16 protein-coding genes are annotated in these 20,363 nt (G+C 39.8%); 8 read left to right on the top strand and 8 right to left on the bottom strand.

The window, feature by feature from the left end; all coding sequences use genetic code 11:
• Positions 1 to 92 precede the first annotated feature (92 nt).
• On the top strand, positions 93 to 1,244 hold the full coding sequence (locus QVH07_RS01975) for a cystathionine gamma-synthase (protein ID WP_289998703.1): 1,152 nt from the start codon (positions 93 to 95) through the stop codon (positions 1,242 to 1,244).
• Here QVH07_RS01975 and QVH07_RS01970 read toward each other — a convergent pair whose 3' ends face one another.
• Genes QVH07_RS01970 through QVH07_RS01955 form a run of 4 tightly spaced genes read right to left on the bottom strand, consistent with a single transcriptional unit; the run spans position 1,245 to position 8,924 of the window.
• Positions 1,245 to 2,078, bottom strand: a complete 834-nt coding sequence (locus QVH07_RS01970; RefSeq protein ID WP_289998449.1) for a hypothetical protein — start codon at positions 2,076 to 2,078, stop codon at positions 1,245 to 1,247. It lies immediately after the preceding gene.
• 2 nt (positions 2,079 to 2,080) lie between these two features.
• Complete coding sequence (locus QVH07_RS01965; RefSeq protein ID WP_289998448.1) at positions 2,081 to 3,019, bottom strand: DUF8465 domain-containing protein; 939 nt, start codon at positions 3,017 to 3,019, stop codon at positions 2,081 to 2,083.
• Positions 3,016 to 4,317, bottom strand: a complete 1,302-nt coding sequence (locus QVH07_RS01960; protein ID WP_289998447.1) for a cryptochrome/photolyase family protein — start codon at positions 4,315 to 4,317, stop codon at positions 3,016 to 3,018. Before QVH07_RS01960 ends, QVH07_RS01965 begins: the two co-directional genes overlap by 4 nt.
• Positions 4,318 to 4,361: 44 nt before the next feature.
• On the bottom strand, positions 4,362 to 8,924 hold the full coding sequence (locus QVH07_RS01955) for a translocation/assembly module TamB domain-containing protein (protein WP_289998446.1): 4,563 nt from the start codon (positions 8,922 to 8,924) through the stop codon (positions 4,362 to 4,364).
• A gap of 29 nt (positions 8,925 to 8,953) precedes the next feature.
• Here QVH07_RS01955 and tsaD point away from each other — a divergent pair, with 29 nt between their 5' ends.
• The 5 genes from tsaD to QVH07_RS01930 all read left to right on the top strand — a co-directional run bounded on the left by tsaD (position 8,954) and on the right by QVH07_RS01930 (position 12,249).
• The gene (gene tsaD, locus QVH07_RS01950) at positions 8,954 to 9,967 is read left to right on the top strand and encodes a tRNA (adenosine(37)-N6)-threonylcarbamoyltransferase complex transferase subunit TsaD (RefSeq protein ID WP_289998445.1); all 1,014 of its coding nucleotides are present in this window, start codon (positions 8,954 to 8,956) and stop codon (positions 9,965 to 9,967) included.
• Between the two features lies 1 nt (position 9,968).
• Entirely contained in the window at positions 9,969 to 10,436 is a 468-nt protein-coding gene (gene smpB / locus QVH07_RS01945) for an SsrA-binding protein (protein ID WP_289998444.1), read from the top strand.
• Positions 10,399 to 11,196, top strand: coding sequence for an NlpC/P60 family protein (locus QVH07_RS01940; RefSeq protein WP_289998443.1), 798 nt, complete (start codon positions 10,399 to 10,401; stop codon positions 11,194 to 11,196). The genes smpB and QVH07_RS01940 overlap by 38 nt, the downstream gene beginning before the upstream one ends.
• Before the next feature lies 1 nt (position 11,197).
• Positions 11,198 to 11,710 (top strand): HNH endonuclease, encoded by a 513-nt coding sequence (locus QVH07_RS01935; protein WP_289998442.1) that lies wholly within the window; start codon positions 11,198 to 11,200, stop codon positions 11,708 to 11,710.
• Positions 11,711 to 11,802: 92 nt separating this feature from the next.
• A complete protein-coding gene (locus QVH07_RS01930) occupies positions 11,803 to 12,249 on the top strand; it encodes a hypothetical protein (RefSeq protein WP_289998441.1) in 447 nt (148 codons plus the stop codon).
• A gap of 47 nt (positions 12,250 to 12,296) precedes the next feature.
• Here the strand turns inward: QVH07_RS01930 and rnhB are convergent, their stop codons facing one another.
• Both rnhB and QVH07_RS01920 read right to left on the bottom strand, forming a co-directional pair.
• Entirely contained in the window at positions 12,297 to 12,902 is a 606-nt protein-coding gene (gene rnhB, locus QVH07_RS01925) for a ribonuclease HII (protein ID WP_289998440.1), read from the bottom strand.
• On the bottom strand, positions 12,874 to 15,549 hold the full coding sequence (locus QVH07_RS01920) for an MGH1-like glycoside hydrolase domain-containing protein (protein WP_289998439.1): 2,676 nt from the start codon (positions 15,547 to 15,549) through the stop codon (positions 12,874 to 12,876). Before QVH07_RS01920 ends, rnhB begins: the two co-directional genes overlap by 29 nt.
• Before the next feature lie 260 nt (positions 15,550 to 15,809).
• On the opposite strand from QVH07_RS01920, the gene QVH07_RS01915 reads away from it, so the two are divergent.
• Together QVH07_RS01915 and QVH07_RS01910 are read left to right on the top strand one after the other, a co-directional pair.
• On the top strand, positions 15,810 to 16,178 hold the full coding sequence (locus tag QVH07_RS01915; RefSeq protein WP_289998438.1) for a BlaI/MecI/CopY family transcriptional regulator: 369 nt from the start codon (positions 15,810 to 15,812) through the stop codon (positions 16,176 to 16,178).
• Positions 16,178 to 18,226 (top strand): M56 family metallopeptidase, encoded by a 2,049-nt coding sequence (locus QVH07_RS01910; protein WP_289998437.1) that lies wholly within the window; start codon positions 16,178 to 16,180, stop codon positions 18,224 to 18,226. Before QVH07_RS01915 ends, QVH07_RS01910 begins: the two co-directional genes overlap by 1 nt.
• On the opposite strand, the gene QVH07_RS01905 is transcribed toward QVH07_RS01910, so the two are convergent.
• A complete protein-coding gene (locus tag QVH07_RS01905) occupies positions 18,223 to 19,365 on the bottom strand; it encodes a glycosyltransferase family protein (protein ID WP_289998436.1) in 1,143 nt (380 codons plus the stop codon). The two genes, QVH07_RS01910 and QVH07_RS01905, sit on opposite strands and share 4 nt — an antisense overlap.
• Positions 19,362 to 20,210 (bottom strand): UDP-2,3-diacylglucosamine diphosphatase, encoded by an 849-nt coding sequence (locus tag QVH07_RS01900; protein ID WP_289998435.1) that lies wholly within the window; start codon positions 20,208 to 20,210, stop codon positions 19,362 to 19,364. The genes QVH07_RS01905 and QVH07_RS01900 overlap by 4 nt, the downstream gene beginning before the upstream one ends.
• Between the last annotated feature and the right edge of the window lie 153 nt (positions 20,211 to 20,363).

The raw sequence follows: 20,363 nt of genomic DNA, 5'->3' as shown, positions 1-20,363 counted from the left end.
CCCATAGCATTCGGAATGAACCCTATCTAAGAAAATCACGATTTCCGAAAACAAGTCACTCTTCATCTGATTTAAGACTTAAAGAAAACAAGATATTTATGAAATTTGGCACTAAAGTCATTCATGCAGGTATTGAGCCTGATCCATCCACTGGGGCTATAATGACCCCGATTTACCAGACTTCCACCTATGTGCAAAAGTCACCGGGAGATCATAAGGGATATGAATATTCCCGAACACACAATCCTACCAGAACTGCCTTGCAGGATAATCTGGCAGCACTTGAAAATGGTAAACATGGAATCTGTTTTTCTTCAGGATTGGGTGCAATCGATGCTGTGGTAAAAATGTTTAAGCCCGGAGATGAAATCATCAGTACGAGTGATCTTTATGGAGGTACATATCGGCTTTTTACAAAGATTTTTGGGCAGTATGGAATCAAGTTTCATTTTGTCCCAATGGATGACCCAAAGCTGGTAGAAGAGAAAATTAATCAAAATACCAAGCTGATTTGGGTGGAGACCCCTACTAATCCAATGATGAATATCATTGATTTGAGGAAGATGTCAGAAGTCGCAAAGAAGGCGGGAGTTTTACTAGCAGCGGATAATACATTTGCCTCTCCTTACTTGCAAAATCCATTGGATTTGGGAGCGGATATCGTGATGCATTCAGTGACAAAATATCTTGGAGGGCATTCAGATGTAGTTATGGGCGCCTTGATTGTGAATGATGATGAGCTTGCAGAAAAGCTGGTGTTCATTCAAAATGCCAGCGGGGCCACACCAGGACCTCAGGATTGTTTCCTTGTATTAAGGGGTATTAAGACCTTACACTTGCGGATGGAAAGACATTCTCAAAACGGAAAAACCATCGCGGCATATTTGAAAAATCACCCCAAGGTAGATAAGGTGTATTGGCCCGGTTTTGAGGATCATCCTAATCATGCTATTGCTAAAAAACAGATGAGAGATTTTGGGGGGATGATTTCTTTCACTCTGCACGGAAATAGACTTGAGGATGCGAAAAAAGTAATGGAGAATTTCAAGCTATTTTCTCTTGCCGAATCACTTGGCGGAGTAGAATCTCTATGTGGCCATCCAGCGTCGATGACTCATGCCAGTATTCCTAGAGAGGAGCGAGAAAAAGTTGGACTTGTTGATTCTTTGATACGTCTGAGTGTGGGCGTAGAAGATGCTGAAGATCTGAAAAATGATTTGGCTCAGGCAATGTCCTTCATTTGATTAGACCAGAAGTTTCTCAAATAATGATTTGGCCTGTTGCTCAGCATTGAGTGACAGGTCTTTTTTTTCACTTCGAAGATCTTTCACCCAGTCAATGTATTTTTGGGATGGGGCCTCAACTTCACCTAAATAATAGGAAAGTGCCTGAAGGGTCAAATGATTTGTATACCAGGCTCTGAGTTTGTCTTTTAGCTCATTTATCTCCTCATGAGTTTCTAAGGGGAAAATGGAATTGAATCCCAACTGCACAAGTAGATTTTCCAGAATGATTATTCTCCTGAGCCCTTGATATACTTCTTTTAATTTTTGGGTGCCAAGATTTCCGCTTTGATCCAAATGAAAATTCTCAAGTTCTTCCTGCATCAATCGGTTGATTCCAGTATTGATCATGAGCGGTTTTAATCCTTGGTTAAGTTTCAGGATTTTTTCCTTGAAGCCTTCCCAGGGGCCATAGGTACTTCCTACGATCATTTCATAGGTAGAATTGTATAGACTTTTTTTGTACCCATCTAGCTTATTCTGGAATTTGGTGTACTTCTTTCCTGTTTCGTTCTTCCTTTTTAATAGTTCTGCCTCTACCAGCTTATGATGATAAATCTTTTTGAGGTTTTTATGCAGGGGCCGAAAAGGGGAAAAGGGGTCTGTTTCCGGGTCAATGGTCCGCTCGTGGGTACTGACCATTAGCTCTGATATCAATTCAAGAAAACTCATCTTTCCAAGCAATTCAATCGACTTTTTCGATTTCATATGCTTGATCAGGTCATTAAAAATCAATTTTGACTCAGAGTGTTGTGAATCGAAAATGTCGAAAACTGGAGAGATTTTCCTCGGCATTCTTAAGATATTCTGACCAGTGTGGCTCCATAACCCCAGCGATCTTTCTGTGTATCCTTAAAGTACTTAATATTTTTTATTTCGCTCAAGCGCTTATGGATTTCTTTTCGCAGCACCCCATTTCCAATGCCGTGCACGAAAGTTATTTCATCTAAACCCGAGCTAATTGCTTGGTTAAGATTTTGCTCAAAAGTTTCTAGCTGGATCCTTAGCATTTCAGAATTGCTAAGTTCATCTGGTTTCTCAACCAACTCCTCGATATGCAGATCAACTCTGGAGGAGGGTGGTTTTACTTGCTGGGTGGCCGTAGGGTTCCATTCATTTAATTCAGCATTTAATGAATGGATATCCAGTTCCTTCTCTTCTCTAAAAATCTCAAATAGGTATCCTTTCTGCTTCAAGAGGGGGATTTCAACAGTAGATTTCGAAAAGACTTTTGCTTTGAATTTGAGCGTTGAGGATATAATGGGACCCTTGTTTTCGAAGCTCTCATGAATAGGTAGAATAAGAACATTCAAAATTGGCCAACTGCTTAAGTCCTTAAGTTTGAAACGATCAAGCTGAGCCCACTGCTTTTTAGGAAGCTGATTTGCAAAAAGGGTTTTCACCAGACCTTCTTTTTCAGCTTCAACATGAACCAAAAAACTTCCTAGGGAAGGATTGACCAGATGTAATATCATCTCCTGATCATTCTGGGGTATCATTGCAATCAAAGGAGCTTGATCAGAATCCTGGTTCGATTCCTCATTATTCTCTGGGACGGTTTTAGTCGATTCTTCAAAAAAAGTCTTTTCGGAAGAATGAATAACCACGAGCTCATTTTTCATGGCAGGAATCAAGAAGCCGTCTTCGATCTCAATTTCTACCCTGCTGCCAGAGACTTTTCTGATGGTACCTTCTTCATTCCCATGAAGCATCCTGACCTTGTCACCTATTTTCATCTATCTAAAGCTTCTTTATATGTATCTATAGCTCTTTGTCGGGCAAATTTATGATCTACAATGGGTTCCGGATAGTCATCGGTGCCATATTCAGGAACCCATTTTTTAACGTACTTCAAATCCTTGTCAAATTTCTCCATTTGGGAGGTAGGGTTAAAGACTCGGAAATATGGCTGAGCATCTGTACCTGTTCCAGCTGCCCATTGCCATCCACCATTATTTGAGGCCAATTCATAATCCAGCAGCTTCCTGGCAAAATATGCTTCTCCCCACCTCCAGTCGATCAAGAGATGTTTGGTGAGAAAGGAAGCCACAACCATTCTCACCCGATTATGCATGTATCCGGTCTCATTGAGTTCTCGCATCCCGGCATCCACAATTGGATAACCTGTTTTTCCCTCACACCAGGCTTCGAATTGAGCTTCATCATTTCTCCAGGGAATCTGATCATAAGCCGGTTTAAAAGCTTTATCAACTACCTGAGGATTCTTTGCCAAAATCATCATATAGAATTCTCTCCAGATTAATTCATTCAGATAAGTTTCATTCAATTCCTTTGCCCTTTGCGCTAAATTTCTGATTGAAATAGTTCCAAATCGCAAATGAATTCCTAAGCGAGTGGTACCATTGATCGCAGGGAAATTCCTGGTTTTATCATATTTACTGATACGCTCGTCGGATGTTTTTAAGGAGGGAATCTCAATTTTTGAGGGCTCAAAGCCCATTTCTTCCAGTTCAATCATTTTCTCCGGAGAATCAGTTTTCCTGAGATTTTTGAAGTTCAGATCATGCTGAGAGTCAAACTTTAGCTCGTCAAATTTGGCTTTCCATTGTCGACTGAAAGGGGTATACACTTTATAAAATTCCCCTGAACCATTTACAATTTCGTCAGGCTCAAAAATCAATTGATCCTTAAACTGGAGAAAATTTACTCCTTTTTCATCCAGAAGCTTATCAATTTTCTGATCCCTTTCCTTCGCATAGGGTTCGTAGTCCCGGTTAGTGAAAACCGTATCCACATCATATTCAGAGATCAGCTTTTTATAAATTTCTTCGGGGCGTCCATATAGAACCCATAGGTCTCCTCCTTGGTCTTGAAATTCCTTCTTTAAATTAGAAATACAAGAGTGTATAAAACTCACTCGTGCATCATCTTTATCTTCAAGTTTGTCCAAAATATTCCGGTCGAAAATGAAAATAGGCTGAACATTTTGGTTTTGCTGTAAACCATGAAATAGACCTGTGTTGTCTTCCGTACGAAGATCTCTGCGGAACCAAAAAAAGGAGATTTTTGACATGTAGTTTTTCTTTTTATAAGTCATGTCAAAGGTGCTTTGTTTTTTTAATTATCGCTTTCCGGTGGAATGTTTTTCTTCACTCTTTGCAGGGAATCGTATCTTTCATCAATCCTATCCAGATCGATTGGTTTCCAATCGTAATCATCCCTGTAGCGCAAGAAATCATCATTATCATTGATCAAAAGCTCTTCATCTTTTTTCCTGGTTATTTTTTTGAACAGCTCTGAGAAGGAGTTAAATGATACGTTTTGTGACAGAGCCACTCCGTAGGTAGCCACATTTTGTGAAAGCGAAAGTGACGTAAAAGTGTTAAAGTTATTCTTATTGAAAATCCGGATTCTGTAAATGCCGTCTTCGGTCAAAGTGTATTCTGCCTGCCAATCCCCGATAATCGAAGCGGCACTTGCGTCTCCATTGTTATTTGTGAAACCTCCATCTCGTGAAACTCTCAGTCTTCCATCCAAGAAGGTGTACGCAACGCTTAACTGAAAAGTCTCTAGAGTATTTTCGTCCAAGCTATTCAAATCTACATCTACCTCCAGATTTTGATCCACCTGGCTGATGAAATTGTTTAATTGAGCTGAAAGAAGTTGGCCAAGGCTCGAGGAAATGGTAGAAACCCCGCTGAATTGACCTTCTGGTGAAAGCGAGCGAGTGAGAATTACTGAGAAAACCTGTCGGTTCATCTCCTGTTCATCATTGGCAATTCGGTTTTGAAACGCAGCAATCGTTGTCTGAAAATCCCCGCTACTTGGGAATTCAGAAAAGTCAAAACCAAATTCGATGTCCGGAGAAAGCAATTCTCCTCTCAGATCCATAGTCACCTTAAGTGGGTACCTCCGGCTATTCTGTGAGCTTTGATCATCGATTGTTCCTGTTGCCAGAATCGGCTGTAGAGATACATTTTCGACATATTCAGCTGTCAAATCCATAATTCCTGAATAGGGGTCACCAAACCAAGTGATTCTTCCTCCAGGTCTTATATTGAACTGCTTATTGACCACATTGTATAGAGAGAAATTATAAAGGCCCTCTACTATTTCGTAAGTTCCTCTTAGTTCAAAATTCCCTCTGGTATCGATATTTAAAGTTAGAACTCCCTGACCTCGACCTTGAATTCCTTCATTTGTTCTAGGGTCAATAATTATTTCTGCCAAGGCATCTGGTGTGATATCCATTATGAAATTCATTTTCACATTTTGTATATCAAGTCGGTCTTCTACCTCCTCAATTTCCTTGATTCTGACAGTATCTCTAATGTTGATAATATTGATGAAGTCTTCCTGAACCTGATAGTCATCAGAGGTTAAAGGAATAAAAATCTTGGTATTTGCTTCTGATTTAGCTCGTGCAGTGATATCCAGGTTGTTTGTACTTCCTTCCATTTCCAAAGTACCTGTCACATAAGCCTCCCCGTAAAAGGTTTCATTATCGTCAGAGGAGGTGTTTAGTACCTGGAAATTTGAAAGGTTTGAGTCTATATCCAGATAGAAGTTACTGAAGTTTTCATGGTTGATCCCACCCTTAAAATCTGCTTCATTTCCAAAGCTATCCAGAACTACTAATTCCTGAAAACTTATTTGTCCTTGCCTAAAAACTATTCCCCCGTCTAACTGATAGTTGGTCTGGAGATAGTTTATTTTCATTTTACCTTGTTCGATCTCCGTGCTTCCTACTACCACTGGCGCATCAAGGGTTCCAGAGACCTCTATATTTCCTGTAGCAGTTCCACTGAGTTCAGAAACATATTTAGAAAGGAAGGGTTCTAGTGTCACCAGGCTAGTTCCCGCTAATTCCACCTGTATTTCCAAATCATTTTCCTCGAGGCCCATTGAGCCGGATAGGTCAAAGGTTTTAGTGTTTTCCCTTACATTCTGGAGATTTACCAACATCCTATCCTTATCGACTTGGGTGGAGCCAACCACATTTCCTATGGGAAAAGCATTGATCTCGAGATCCTCAATACCGAGATTCCCTTCGACTAGTCTGGCATCATAACCATCAGTTAGGGTAACTACTCCATCCATGATTCCATCAAAATTCTGAGGCGTCAAGGTATTCAAAATGGACACATCTACATTTTGAATAGCTAAATTCAACTCATCCTCAGGATTTTCGCTTATTCTTCCCTCCAGTGAGATAAATTGATCCCCATTGGCGATTTTGAGATTAGTAACTTCGATATCCTGTGGCTTAATGACTATTTCGTTTTCATCATCTATAGACCAGTCTTGATTCAGAACCTGGAGTTTTGAGGGTAGAAAATTGATGGTGGTGTTCTCACTCGAAAATCTGGCTGCAGCATTGATTCTGGCAGAGCTCTGAGTAGAATCCTGATCCAGCGAAAAGTCCAGATTTATTTGATTTTGGTCCCAAATAGCTTCTAAGCCTAGATTGGAAAAATTAACTGCTTCGCCTAGGTATTGCTCCTTTGAGTAAATGTAAAATGATGCCAAAATATCCTCACTGTTAATGATTTTTGAGGTATTGAAATCAATGTTGATATCTTTCGCAGAGTTGTTGTTATAGGTCAATTCATCAATACTCGTGAAAATATTGAAGACTGTATTTTCTGGTGTTTGATAAAAAGCACCTTCTACTATCGTGTTTGGGGATAATTTTAGGTTTGGTTCAAAAAGCTGGATAATTGGGTTGATATCTAAAAGGTTGATATTGATATCAGCGCTGTAGTTGTCGGAAAAATTCTTTTCTAAATCAGCAATGGGTTGTTCCTCATTTAAGATTATTGAAATGTATTGGTCAAAGAGAACCGGTAAATCTTCGCTCATCTGCTGCAGATTGAATTGACCTGAAGCCCCGGCCACCAGATAGTCCGAATTGATGGAAATTGTTCTGGTACCTCCTGCAAAGAGAGATTGAAAATAGAAGTCTCCGATATCTAAAAACCTACCATCATAGCTTGCTTTCAGACCTTGAAACCGGCCTATACCCTCCAGGTCATCCAGAGTGATTCCTTTAGTATCCAATTCAATAAATCCACTTAGCGAGGCTTCTTTTTCCGTCAAATTTATTGCCTGCAATGCCACTGAATCCAGTTCAATTGCGAGCCGAATAGAATCCACCGATTCTTCTAAATTTACTGTACCTCCGGCTTTTAGAATTAAGTTTGGGTCATCAATTTCTATGTTTCCCTCAAATAAATTCAAACCATAATTCGCATTGGTCTGAATGTTCGAAAAGTTATATCCATTGAAGCCGAACTGCGAAATGTTAGCATTCATTCCTACGATTAAATTTTCGGCCTCATCTCCCTCCAAATCCACTCGACCATCTAAACTTATTCGTTGAAAGAGCTCTGGATTATCTGTAAGAACCCCAAGGTTAAGTCCATTGACCTCAACATTAGAGACTACTTGGGTTTGCCCAGATGTGGCATCATATCGAACCCGTCCAGAGATGTCTCCAATCGAAGTTTTTAATTCTCCATTGGTATCAAATCGTCGAAGGTAGCCTGCAAAATCCGCGTCCAGCTCAATCTGCCTGAATTTACTTACAGTCAGTAAAAGCGAATCATTTAAGTAGTCCTTTAAATCGTTAGAATTTATAATTGAATTCTCTAGAGAAAGCCGAATGAAAGTTTCATCGATATCGGGTAATCCTTTAAGCTCAAATGATCCTCCTACTTTTGTCTTTTCACCCAGCTCCAAAAGAAAGTCTTCTGAAGCAAAGTCGGAAATGGTGCCTCTTACATTACCTGAGAGGATCAGTCGATCATCCTTTTGTGCTAAACTTGGAACAAAAAGCCGAATGTCGGCAAGAGCCAGAGTGCTTTGGTCCAAATGGATTTCAAGAGTTACCTCTTCTAGAAAATTAGAAAATGACCCAATGGAATCGAATTCAAAACTCAGGTAATCCTTAATCTCTGAATTTTGGGTTTTCAACATGGTGTTTTCTAACCGAAGAAGATTTGGATTGAAGGTTAGGTTTCCACTCAATTCTTGGATTTGAAGGTCAGATTGAGGGTTTCGACCAGTTAAAATATCTATGTCAATACTGATCTCTTCATTTTTTATCAGCAGGTCGCCAGCATTTCCTGTAATTTCAGTAACTCGAAGTTGATTATAGTTTAGGCCTTCTGTTATCTCTGGTTCATTGAAATTTAGGAGTGAGAACTTCATTTGCCGAAGTTCTATTTGGTCGATACCAAAGCCTGTTCCGGAAGAACTTGAATCAGAACCAAAAAGCTCAGATAATTCGGTGGTCCAAAGGTCCAAGTTTGATAAAGAATCTCCTTCGTGAGTAATTATTTGAAATGCCCCTTTCTCTACCCGAACTTGATCAAGATTTATATCTCCTGGAGGTATAATAGAAAGAATGTCAAAGTCTACATGAACGAGTTCCGCGCCTATCATGGTACTGTCATGATGATCGAGAATTTGAAAATCCTCTACTTTCAGCATGTCCCACCATGAAATGGTGATATGACCAATTTCAGTGGTAAAATTTCCTGAAGCATTTAGCCTGCTTGTGACTTTATCGATAAGAAAATTCTGAACGGAGGTAAGCTGTAGAGCAAGGACCAAAAGAATAAAGAATAGCAGAAGGAAAAAGACTACACGAGTGAGCACTCGAAGGGCTTTCAACAAAAAATCCGTAACTTTCGAGTTCTTTTCCAATGGGTAATAAAGATATTTCTATTCTAGCGATTGAGTCCTCATGTGACGAGACATCGGCGTCCATAATAGTAAACGGCAAAGTACTTAATAATATCGTGGCCACACAATCAGTCCACGAAAAATATGGGGGTGTTGTTCCCGAATTGGCTTCTCGTGCTCATCAGGAAAACCTTGTTCCTGTGGTTCAGGAGGCTATTTTTTCAAGTGGCATTGATAAAAGAGACATATCAGCAGTAGCCTTTACGCGAGGACCAGGACTCATGGGCTCGTTGCTGGTGGGTGTAAGTTTTGCCAAGGCTTTTGCTTTCGGTTTAGGAGTGCCTTTGATTGAGATTAACCATATGCAAGCACATGTTCTTGCTCATTTTATAGAGGATCCCAAGCCAGATTTTCCTTTCATTTGTTTGACGGTAAGTGGAGGTCACACCCAGTTGGTCTTGGTTCGGGATTTTCTGGATATGGAAGTCATTGGTGAGACGAGAGATGATGCTGTTGGTGAAGCATTTGATAAGACTGCCAAATTACTTGGACTGCCTTATCCGGGAGGTCCAGTGATTGATAAGTTTGCAAAGAATGGAAATCCAAAGGCATTTAAATTTCCAATCACCAGAATGCCGGGTTTGGATTATTCTTTCAGCGGAATAAAGACAGCAGTTTTATATTTTCTGCGGGATGAATTGGTGAAAAACCCGAAGTTCATTGACGAGAATATAGAAGACCTTTGCGCAAGCATCCAATATAGTCTAATAAAAATGCTCATGATTAAGCTTGAGAAAGCTTTAGAAGAATATCAAATAAAAAGTGTGGCTATAGCTGGAGGTGTTTCTGCAAACAGTGGTTTAAGAAGCACTTTGGAACGGATGGCAAGGAAAAATGGTTGGAAACTCTTTGTGCCAAGCTTTGAATACTGTACTGATAATGCCGGTATGATAGCCATGGCTGCACATTACAAGTATTTGCAGGGAGAATTCAGCACAATGGATGTTGCACCGATCGCAAAAATGAAACTTTAAGATGGGGAAAAAGAAGAAATTTGAGGCAATCGTAAACATTAAGAACCGAAAGGCGAGCTATCAATTTGAGTTTATTGATAAATACGTGGCCGGGATGGTTTTAAAGGGGACGGAGATCAAATCTATCCGTGAGAATAAAGTTTCTTTGGCCGAGTCTTTTTGTGTTTTTCATCGGGGAGAACTTTTTGTCAGGCAAATGCACATAGCACCCTACAGTATGGCGGCCTCCTATAATCATGAGGCTGTACGTGACAGAAAACTGCTTTTAAATAAAAAGGAGTTAGAGAAATTGAAAAGTAAGTCGGCAGAAAAAGGGCTTACAATGATTCCTGTTCGTATATTTATCAATGACCGAGGGCTGGCAAAAATGGAAATAGCGCTGGGTCGAGGAAAAAAACTCCATGACAAAAGACAGGACCTGAAAGAGAAAGATGCCAAGAGAGAAATTCAAAGAATGGCCCTTAATTGACGCATTTGGTATCTGTAGGCTCTCCATTCTACCCGTATATTCAGCCCCGACCTTCGATTCATTTCTTTTTGCTCAGCTGCTTTTTGGAGAATGCTACCAGGTTACTGCGCTTACTCCGGATCGAAAGTGGTTTAAAATTCATCAGGAGGATTCTGAGATTTCAGGTTGGATCACCAGTGACTCTTTGAAAGAGATCACAAAGGACGACTATGAGCGCTTCAATGGTGCGGACTATCAGGTGGTAAACAGTCCTATTGCCGCGATTGAGTATCAGGGAACCAATCTATACCTTTTGCCGGGAAGTCGTCTACATTTCTCTGAGATAGAGCTTTTTAATTGGAAAGATCATGTTGGTTTTACCGGCTCAGTCAGGAGTCATAGACAGCGTGCTACTAGAGAAGAATTGATTGAAGTGGCCCTGAAATTTTTGAATACTCCTTTTCAGTCTGGTGGACGAAGTATCTTTGGAATGGATCATCGATGGTTTTTCCCACTTGTCTTTTCTATTTCCGGATATAAATTGAGAATGAGTAAGCATATGGGGGAGTTGATTGAAGAGGAAGAAGTTATGCCAGGTGATTTTCTCAGCCTTCTTGATACTTCCAGTAATCCCCTTGGACTTGCTCTTTATCTTGGCGCCGAGCAAGTGCTTTGGATGGATAATAAAGTGAAGGTGACTGATACCTTTGATTGGGAGAGGCAGGCGACGAACAATTACGCAGAAGAGGCGGTTTGTGAAACAAGGTCGATTTTAGAGTGATATGAATAAGAGGGTTTTGGTTTTGAATTTGGATCATTCACCTGTGTCAGTTGTCACAGTCCAGAAGGCTATTGTCCTTTGCTTGATGCAAAAAGCCAATTGTTTGAAAACCTACGAATACCTTCAAATCCGCACTGTAAGCAAAAGCTTTGATTATCCAGCTGTAATCCGTCTGAATGAATATAAAAATATTCCCTATAAAGGAGTAATGCTCAATCGAGCCAATATCTTCCGAAGGGACAAACATGAGTGTCTTTATTGTGGCAGTACCAAGCAGCTGACTATAGACCATGTAATTCCAAGTTCTAAAGGTGGTCGAAGCACTTGGACGAACCTTGCGACTGCATGCCATAGATGCAATGTGAAAAAAGGGGATAAGACCCCTGAACTAGCTGGAATGAGTCTGAGGGTCAAACCTTTTAAGCCTTCACTTTCATATTTTCTAGCAGATTATGCAGAGAATAATGCCACAGAATGGATTCCTTTTTTATCAGTTCCTGTGGTATCTGGATAGCTTTTTTCAATTAATCTACTGAAAATCAGGGTATTGATTCTTGTTTTTTTGGAAGGTTAGATTTTTGGCAAAGAAATTGCCGCTTTGCAGATATGAAAATTTCTATCCTTAGCACTTTCATTCTTTGGCTTGCCCTAAGCACCAGCCAATTCGAATATCAACAGTTAGTAGGTGATTGGCAGCTAGTCTATTTTGATGGAATTGAGCGAGTAAAATCCTCAGCTGAATATCAGAGCAGAGGCCCAGAGTTCAGAAGTGGAGTGGAGGCAAGAATTAAATTCAGACTGGAAAATACCGTTTACAAGTTTAAATCAGGAGATACTCTTGAATACACAGATTTTGTAAATCAAACAATAGTTATGAAAACGGCTAAGATTGATCTAGCGAATGGAAATATCATTACCATCCATGAAGAAGATCAAACCAAAAAGGCTGAAATCGTAGAACTGGATAAGGATAGGATGGTTTTACAACCCATATCTGAGAATGCCGGAGCAGGTAAACTGATCTTCGAAAGGATCAAACCTGAAAAAGAATAAACACCCTTAATTTATATGTAAAGCGATGGAGAAATCTGTCGCTTTTTTTATTTCAAATCCAATGACATTTGACCTTTAAGAAGGGTGAAGCTTTTTCGGTGCCATATGCAATCTCCATGTTTTTTAATGCCCTCTCGATGAGCCTTGGTAGGATACCCGACATTGGTCTCCCATCCATAGAACGGGTGGTCTTTTGCCAAGGTCTCCATGAATTTATCTCTGGCCACTTTGGCAAGAATAGAAGCCGAGGCAATACTTGCAAATTTTCCATCACCTTTGATCACACAAGTATGGGGAATGTCGAGGTCGGACTTCCATCGGTTTCCATCGATAAGTAAGTGCTCCGGAGTTTTTGGTAACTTTTTTATGGCTCTTTTCATTGCCAAAAAAGAGGCGTTAAGAATGTTTATTTCATCAATTTCCTCCACAGATGCTTCCGCTATAGCCCAGGCGATAGACTCCCCTTTTATTAACTCCACTAGAGATTCTCGATTTGCTTTGGTTAGTTTTTTGGAGTCATTTATCCACTTATTAGAAAAATCGGGGGGAAGAATTACAGCCGCCGCCATTACAGGACCTGCAAGGCAGCCTCGTCCCACTTCATCACAGCCGGCTTCTAGTCGATTAGCTTCTAAATAGGGGAGCAGTGTCATGATGAACTCTCGCAGTCTTTGGTTTATGGTTTTTATAAATTAATTCAGCGACAAGGCCTGTCCAGCCAGTTTGATGAGAGGCTCCAAGACCTGTTCCGTTATCCCCATTAAAGTACTCATAGAAAAGTATATAATCTTTGAAATGGGGGTCTTCCTGCATTTTTTTCTGTCGACCAAAAGCAGGTCTGTTTCCATTTTTGTCCTTTTTGAATAGCTTGATGAGTCGGTTGGAAATATCCTTTGCCACCATGTCCATTGTCATGAAATTCCCAGAACCAGTAGGATGCTCAATCGAAAAATCTCCACCATAGTAGATATCAAAGCGCTTCAAAGATTCAATGATCAGATAATTAATTGGAAACCAAATTGGCCCACGCCAGTTACTGTTACCGCCAAACATTCTAGTGTCTGACTCTCCAGGTGTGTATCTTACTGAAAGATGTTGTCCATTTAATTCTATTGAATATGGATGCTTCTCATGATACTTCGAAAGGGATCTAATTCCAAAGTCACTAAGGAATTCATCGGAATCAAGCATTTTTTTCAAAACACTCTTCATTCGATGTCCTCGCAAAAGTGAAAATAGACGCCTTTTTTCCATACCAGGCTGTACCCAGCTAGAAACCAAGGAAGCTAGGGCAGGCTTTTCTCTTAAGAAAAAGTCCAAGCGTTTTTTAAACTCAGGGAGACTATTGAAAAGCTCTTCACGAATAGGCTCTACAGCAAAAAAAGGAATGAGCCCCACTATGGATCTCACCTTCATTTTTTTTGAGGGTGAACCTGGGATATGAAGGACATCATAGAAAAATTGATCTTCTTCATCCCAAAGTGAAATATGTTCCTTAGAAATATTATTCATCGCTCCAGCGATGTAGAGAAAGTGCTCCAGGAATTTGGTAGCAGAAAATTGGTAAACCTTGTTGAATTCACAAAGATCTAGAGAAATGCGAAGCATATTCAATGAGAACATAGCCATCCAAGACGTGGCATCCGCTTGCTCCAGTTTACCTTTAAAATGTTCCACACTGCTCCGGTCAAAAACAGATACATTATCTAAGCCAAGAAATCCACCTTCAAATATGTTTTGACCGTCACTATCTTTCTGATTCACCCACCAGGTGAAGTTGAGCATGAGTTTATGAAATGCTCTTTCTAGAAACTCCTGATCGCCTTTACCTCCATTTTTTTTCTTATCTATCTGATAAACTCTCATTACCGCCCAGGCATGTACAGGTGGATTCACATCGGAAAAATTCCATTCATAGGCAGGAATTTGTCCATTCGGATGCATATACCATTCATTTAAAAGTAGGACTAGCTGGTTTTTGGCAAATTCTGAATCCAGCCTTGCCAGGGGAATGCAATGGAAAGCAAGGTCCCATGCTGCATACCAAGGGTATTCCCATTTGTCAGGCATTGAGATGATATCATAATTCTGAAGATGTCTCCAGTTACCGTTTCTACCCGATTTTCTTTCTTGTGGTGGTTGATATCTGCCAGGATCACCTTCCAGCCAGCGTTCAACATTATAATAGTAAAATTGCTTTGACCATAGCATTCCTGCATAAGCCTGCCGCTGAATATTAAGGAGATCTTTATCCTCTACATCCTTTTGTAGTGTAGCGTAAAACTTATCGGCTTCTTCTTTTCTAAGCTTGATACAGTCATTACAAATGGACAAAGGCTCCTCGGTTAATTGATGTTGAAGCCTTAAATTGATAGTTTTTGAAGAGCCCGCAGGGACGGTTATCTTATAAATAGCTGCTGCTTTAGTTCCATAATTTTCCGGATTGAGATTTTTTTCTTCTTTGTGAACCACAAAGTTATTTATGGCATCCTTCGGAAATGGCCTCTCATTTGGGATGTTGTATAGTCTCTCTCGGTTTGTTTCGTTATCACAAAACCTTAAATCAGGCTCTCCCTCAAAAGTTATAGAGTAATTACCTGACTTTGGGCTGAAAGCCTTAATACTGTTTGATGAAGTTTTCGAAAGTTTTGGCATGAAAGGCTCATGACCGGTAAACCAGGTTTTGCGAAACCAAAGCGTGGGCATGACCCAAATTTCCTTGTCTTCATTTCCACGATTGTGAATGGTAGCTCTGGCTACAATGTCTTCAAAGTCCTTTTTCGCGTACTCAATGAAAATGTCGAAATACTTATTCTCGTCAAATATCCCGGTGTCCAGCAGCTCATATTCCGGCTTTTTCTTACCTAACTGAGCATTTACTATCTCCAATTCTTTGTATGGAAACTCTTCCTGAGGATACTTATAAAGCATCTTCATGTAACTGTGAGTGGGTGTAGAGTCCAAGTAGTAATAGAGCTCCTTTACATCTTCTCCATGATTTCCCTGATTACCCGTGAGACCAAAAAGGCGCTCTTTTATAAATGGATCCTTTCCGTTCCAAAAAGCCCAGGATAAACATAGCTTTTGCTTGTAATCTGAGATTCCCGCAATTCCTTCTTCACCCCAGCGATAGGCCTTACTTCGGGCCTGATCATGGGTAACATTTTCCCATGCGGCACCATCAGGACTGTAATCTTCCCGAACGGTTCCCCATTGTCTTTCTGTGAGGTAGGGCCCCCATTTTTTCCAGTGTTTTTTGAAGTCTTTATCCTCTCTTAAACGCTTTCTTTCTGCTGACATCAACTAATAGGCTTGAGCTAGGCGGTGAAATTAGGATTTTCCACCGATTAATATTCAATATAGGCCACCTCTTAGACTGAAAGACAGTCCAATTGTTTTCTAATCCTTAAAATCAAGGCTTTCAAACTCCAATCCTATAAATCTAGAACGTGAACTTCAAATTGAGAAGGAAAAGTGGGATAGCTAAAAGATGAAAAATTCGCTTCTACACTTGTAGAAGTAAAAAGTTATTCTACATTTGTAGAAGAACTGTAGAAAAAATGAAACTTTCGAAAACAGAAGAAGAACTCATGAATCACCTCTGGGGGTTAAAAAAGGCCTTTATGAAGGATTTGTTAGAAGAGTATCCAGACCCAAAACCTGCTGCAACCACCATTTCAACTTTGCTGAAAAGGATGGCCGATAAAAAGTTCATTGCTTATGAGGTCAAAGGAAATATGAGACAGTATTATCCGCTTGTGAGTAAAGATTCCTATTTCTCTAGTCACATCAATGGATTGATAAAGAACTTCTTTAATGACTCTCCTGGTCAGTTTGCCTCATTTTTTACCAGAAAAACGGATTTGACTTCGGAAGAATTAGAAGAATTGAAAGCACTGATCGAAAAACAAATAGACCAAAAAAAGTAATGGAATACCTTTTGAAGTCCATATTGATTCTTTTAATCTTTTTGCTGGTTCATAGATTTTTCCTGCAAGGTGAGACCCTACACCAGTTTAATCGCTATTATTTACTAGGGGCTATTGTAATTTCATTTCTGATTCCTTTGAATACCATAGAGATTAGGCAGAATTCAAATGAGGAACAGAAAGTGGCTGCAGAATTTTCTAAGGCTGAACCTCCCGTTGGCTCAACTCAATTAAAGACTACTGGTGAGAATCTGTCAAAACCGGAAGTTTCCGGATTCGATTTGGAGCAATTTCTATTTTGGTTTTATGCTGGGGGATGTATTCTTATGTTGGTGCGATTCTCTTTTCACATCGGTATTATATGGAATAAAATTGCCCGAAATCTTCATGTGACTTACAAAGGCGAAACTCTGGTATTGCTTAATGAGGGTAATCTCCCGTATTCCTTTTTGAAGTTCATTTTTGTGAATAAAGGTGAGTTTAAGGAAAAGGGGATTTCTGAATCTGTCTTAGCTCATGAGATCGCACATGTGGACCAAAGGCATACTTTGGATATACTTTTTGTGGAGCTTCTTATGATCTTCTTTTGGTTTCACCCTGGGCTTTATTGGGCTAAAAACCAGATCCAATTGAACCATGAATTTATTGCTGATCAGGAGGCGATTAAAAAGTCTGACCTAACTACTTATCAAAAATTGCTTTTGACACATTTAGAAGCTACTGCTTCGAAAGCTCTTGCAAGCGGCTTTGGCTTTTCAATAACTAAAAAAAGACTGGAAATGATGGAAAAGAAAACTAAACCAACTATTAAAATTCTCAAGGTCGCGCTATTAATTCCATTATTGGTATTGCTGGTTTTTGGCTTTAGCGAAAAAATTTATGTGTCCGAAAGGATAGAAAGTGAAGCTTTGGAAACGAATTCTATTGACCACTTCATTCAAAATGAGCTTTCTGTTTTCCTAGGAGAAAACGGAAATGTGGAAGTGGCAAATGTAATCCTGGACTTTGATGAGTTTGATGCATTTTTGGGTGATAACCCTCAAATCAACTATGTGAAAATCTCTGCAGCTCCCACACTGAAATTAGGCACTCTTTGGGATTTCAAGAAAATGTTGCGAACGCATGAGGTGTATGAAGTTTCCTACCAGGATCCGGTTTATAAATCCTCGGAAAACTACCAAGAACTGGATAAGAAGGAGTTTTTTGCTCACACGACTTTTGCCTTGAAATATCCAGATGGAATGGTTTCAAAAGTGAAATACAGTGAACTTTCAAGTGAATTAAAGGAGGGGCTGATCGTCCCAAAAATCTCCTCGGAAAGAAGAATCCCAACTAAAGAAAATCTTGAAATATGGAGTAACTCGAAAAACCATGCACTTTGGTTTGATGGGAAAGTAATTTCAAATGCGGCGTTGAAAAATATAATGGAGGACGATATTTACCACTACTTCGAAAGCTATGTTTATCCTAATGCGAGAAGTGCTAGTTTTCCTCAGGAGTATCAGGTAAATCTGTATAGCAAGGCGACTTTTGATAAAATGCTAAATGAGTCAAAAGTGGGGCCAAGTGAAATGATTATCCAGATGTCAGAAACCATAGATACTACAAAGGTGGAGCCAAATAAGGAGCTTGAAAAATACCTTAAAGATGTGGAGGCTTATCACAAGGTCCTTGAAAACGGGCAACACTTTGTCTTCAAGGAGAAAGCTGAACAGGAAGAAATATTGGGATTATGGTCAGATCTGGGTGGCAGATACTTCAGACTATCTGCCGCTGATAAGCGAAAGGTTCCTCTGCCCTCAAGCCCATATCCGCCTTACATGAAGTTGGAGAAGGATGGTGAAGTGTATTATAAGCTAAAGGAGGAAATGACTCAAGAAGAAATCGATCGACTTCCACCTCCGCCACCACCTTTAAAAACGGTAGATTTTACATCAGCACCATTACCACCAGAAAAGGTTAAAGAATCAAATTTCCCAGCACCCCCAGTTCCTGTGGGCCCTATACCTGAAGTACCCTCGGCAAAGATAGATTCAGAAAAGAATTAATTTGAATAGTTCACTTCCAGATCCAATTCTAACTTATTGTCATTTGAATCGACAAGAGCCTCTTCTTCGTATTCGGAACAAAGATTCATAAACTTAATGGACCAGTTGCTTTCCCATTCTCTAAACTTCTGGACTTTTTCATCAACACTGGAATCCTGCTGTGGTATTTTGTGAAAATCAAATTCATGGTGTTGTTTTCCTATTTGAAGCAGTTCGATTTCATGCGCATTGCAAAGCTGCTCATACTGCCCTTTTACTGGAATTACCAATACAGGTTTACCCAAATAAAGGGCCTCACAAATAGACTCGAAACCTGCTGTAGAAACCAATCCTTCACACTGAGCCATTGCTTCTAGAAAATTGATATCATGAATGGGATGAAGTTCAAGGTTAGGTAGAGGCTTTTGAACTTCGTTTATCCCCTTTCTATCCCAAAATGCCTTGATTGAAATATCCGGATTTGAACTAGCGAATTCTAAGACTTCTTCAGCATACCCATCATTCACCATATAGGCCAAGAAGAAACCAGCGTTTAAGATTATCTGGGATTTCACCTTCTCTCGGATTAATGGAGGAAACACTTTTATTTCTGATCGCTCTTGAACTTCGGTGAATGAAAGTGCAATTTTCTCCTTAGCAAAAAGAGCAGTAAGTCGAGTATTTAATTGATACATGGCCTTATCTAAGCCTCGTTTTTTAGGGAAAAGATGACCTTTCTGCAGACTTAAATATTGATGCCCAATTACCCAATGCATCGCTGTGGGGCGATATAGGAGGAAATAAAGTCCACCTAACACATCATAAAAATTTAGGATTACATCTGGCTGACTTTTTTTGACAAGTTTATCTAGCTTCTGTAGGCTTATTTGGTATTTGCCAGCTCTGCCCAGATTATAGCTCAAGGTCCTCCAAATCAAAACCTGCTTACTTTTTTTATCAGTTTTAAAGTTTGGGCTTTCAAGTTTTAAGAGATGCGTATTTAGCCCTTCAATCAGAAATTGAGGGATTTTTCTCCTTTTACTTTTTCCGATGACCGCCCCCACCAATTCGTGACCCTGTTCTTCAAGAATCTGTGCAAGCGTGATAGCCTGGGTCATGTGTCCACGACCTTCACCCTGAATTAAAAATAGAAACCTCATGAAATTCGTAAAGTAGGGCCGTCCAGATCTTCTCGGGATGAAAATGAAACCTCTTTCAGAACCGCAGGTCCAGTCATTTTTACAGTTTTTGCGGGGCTACTCTCAAGTTTAGTCTCGGCGAAATAAATCAGCTGCCAATTTCCTTCATGATCCTCTGCAAGTGCACTCATGGTTTCCACCCAGTCACCAGAGTTCAAATAATGAATTCCATTTATCATTCGGTTTTCTGGTTTGTGAATATGACCACAAATGATTCCATCACAATTTTTAGCTTTGGCGACTTTGGCCAATTCGGTTTCATATTCATCAATATAAGAAACGGCAGATTTCACTTTGCTTTTCACATATTGAGAAAGAGAGAAATAGGGAAGGCCTTTCTTCACTCTGTACTGGTTGACCACTCCATTAAGCCAAAGAAGGAAGGTGTACCCCACATCACCTAGGTATGCAATCCATCTGAAATTTGTGGTGATGCTGTCAAAGACATCACCATGTGTGATGAAATATTTCTTGCCAAAACTTTTGTAGATCATGTCTTTTTGCACGCGAAGATTTCCTACCGCCATAGGTAAAATCTGGTCCAGGAAGTCGTCATGATTTCCTCGGAGATAATAAACTTTGGTTTCGTTTCTCTCCATCATTTTAAAGATCCTGTTGAAAAAACGAGTATGTTTTCTTTTCCAGGCTCCTCTCTTTTTCAATTGCCAACCGTCTATGATGTCACCATTAAGTATCAGATTTTCGCAACTGAATTCTTTGAAGAATCGAGTGATCTCCTTAGCTTTTGAACCTTTGGTGCCCAAATGAATGTCTGACACCACAATTGTTTTAAAATGAGTTTTCACTGTTGTAGTTTTTTCCAATTTAATCTTGGAATATGAACTACGGGGGCATGAAATATTATGAAAATCTTATTTTTGAGTAAACTTCCCTTTTTAATATGAAGAAAAGGTTAAGTGTATTTTAAAATTCCTTACGACTTCCGATTTTTCTCGAAA

This window comes from Algoriphagus sediminis (assembly GCF_030403435.1).
GTDB lineage: Bacteria > Bacteroidota > Bacteroidia > Cytophagales > Cyclobacteriaceae > Algoriphagus > Algoriphagus sediminis.
This window is presented reverse-complemented; position numbering and strand designations above follow the sequence as displayed.

What these genes read in the sequence shown, in the direction of transcription:
- QVH07_RS01905 (WP_289998436.1), bottom strand. Translation starts at nt 19,365, where the DNA reads ATGAGGTTTCTATTTTTAATTCAGGGTGAAGGTCGTGGACACATGACC.
- tsaD (WP_289998445.1), top strand. Translation starts at nt 8,954, where the DNA reads ATGGGTAATAAAGATATTTCTATTCTAGCGATTGAGTCCTCATGTGAC.
- QVH07_RS01910 (WP_289998437.1), top strand. Translation starts at nt 16,178, where the DNA reads ATGGAATACCTTTTGAAGTCCATATTGATTCTTTTAATCTTTTTGCTG.
- QVH07_RS01960 (WP_289998447.1), bottom strand. Translation starts at nt 4,317, where the DNA reads ATGTCAAAAATCTCCTTTTTTTGGTTCCGCAGAGATCTTCGTACGGAA.
- QVH07_RS01965 (WP_289998448.1), bottom strand. Translation starts at nt 3,019, where the DNA reads ATGAAAATAGGTGACAAGGTCAGGATGCTTCATGGGAATGAAGAAGGT.
- smpB (WP_289998444.1), top strand. Translation starts at nt 9,969, where the DNA reads ATGGGGAAAAAGAAGAAATTTGAGGCAATCGTAAACATTAAGAACCGA.
- QVH07_RS01935 (WP_289998442.1), top strand. Translation starts at nt 11,198, where the DNA reads ATGAATAAGAGGGTTTTGGTTTTGAATTTGGATCATTCACCTGTGTCA.
- QVH07_RS01930 (WP_289998441.1), top strand. Translation starts at nt 11,803, where the DNA reads ATGAAAATTTCTATCCTTAGCACTTTCATTCTTTGGCTTGCCCTAAGC.
- QVH07_RS01920 (WP_289998439.1), bottom strand. Translation starts at nt 15,549, where the DNA reads ATGTCAGCAGAAAGAAAGCGTTTAAGAGAGGATAAAGACTTCAAAAAA.
- QVH07_RS01970 (WP_289998449.1), bottom strand. Translation starts at nt 2,078, where the DNA reads ATGCCGAGGAAAATCTCTCCAGTTTTCGACATTTTCGATTCACAACAC.
- QVH07_RS01915 (WP_289998438.1), top strand. Translation starts at nt 15,810, where the DNA reads ATGAAACTTTCGAAAACAGAAGAAGAACTCATGAATCACCTCTGGGGG.
- QVH07_RS01940 (WP_289998443.1), top strand. Translation starts at nt 10,399, where the DNA reads ATGCCAAGAGAGAAATTCAAAGAATGGCCCTTAATTGACGCATTTGGT.
- rnhB (WP_289998440.1), bottom strand. Translation starts at nt 12,902, where the DNA reads ATGACACTGCTCCCCTATTTAGAAGCTAATCGACTAGAAGCCGGCTGT.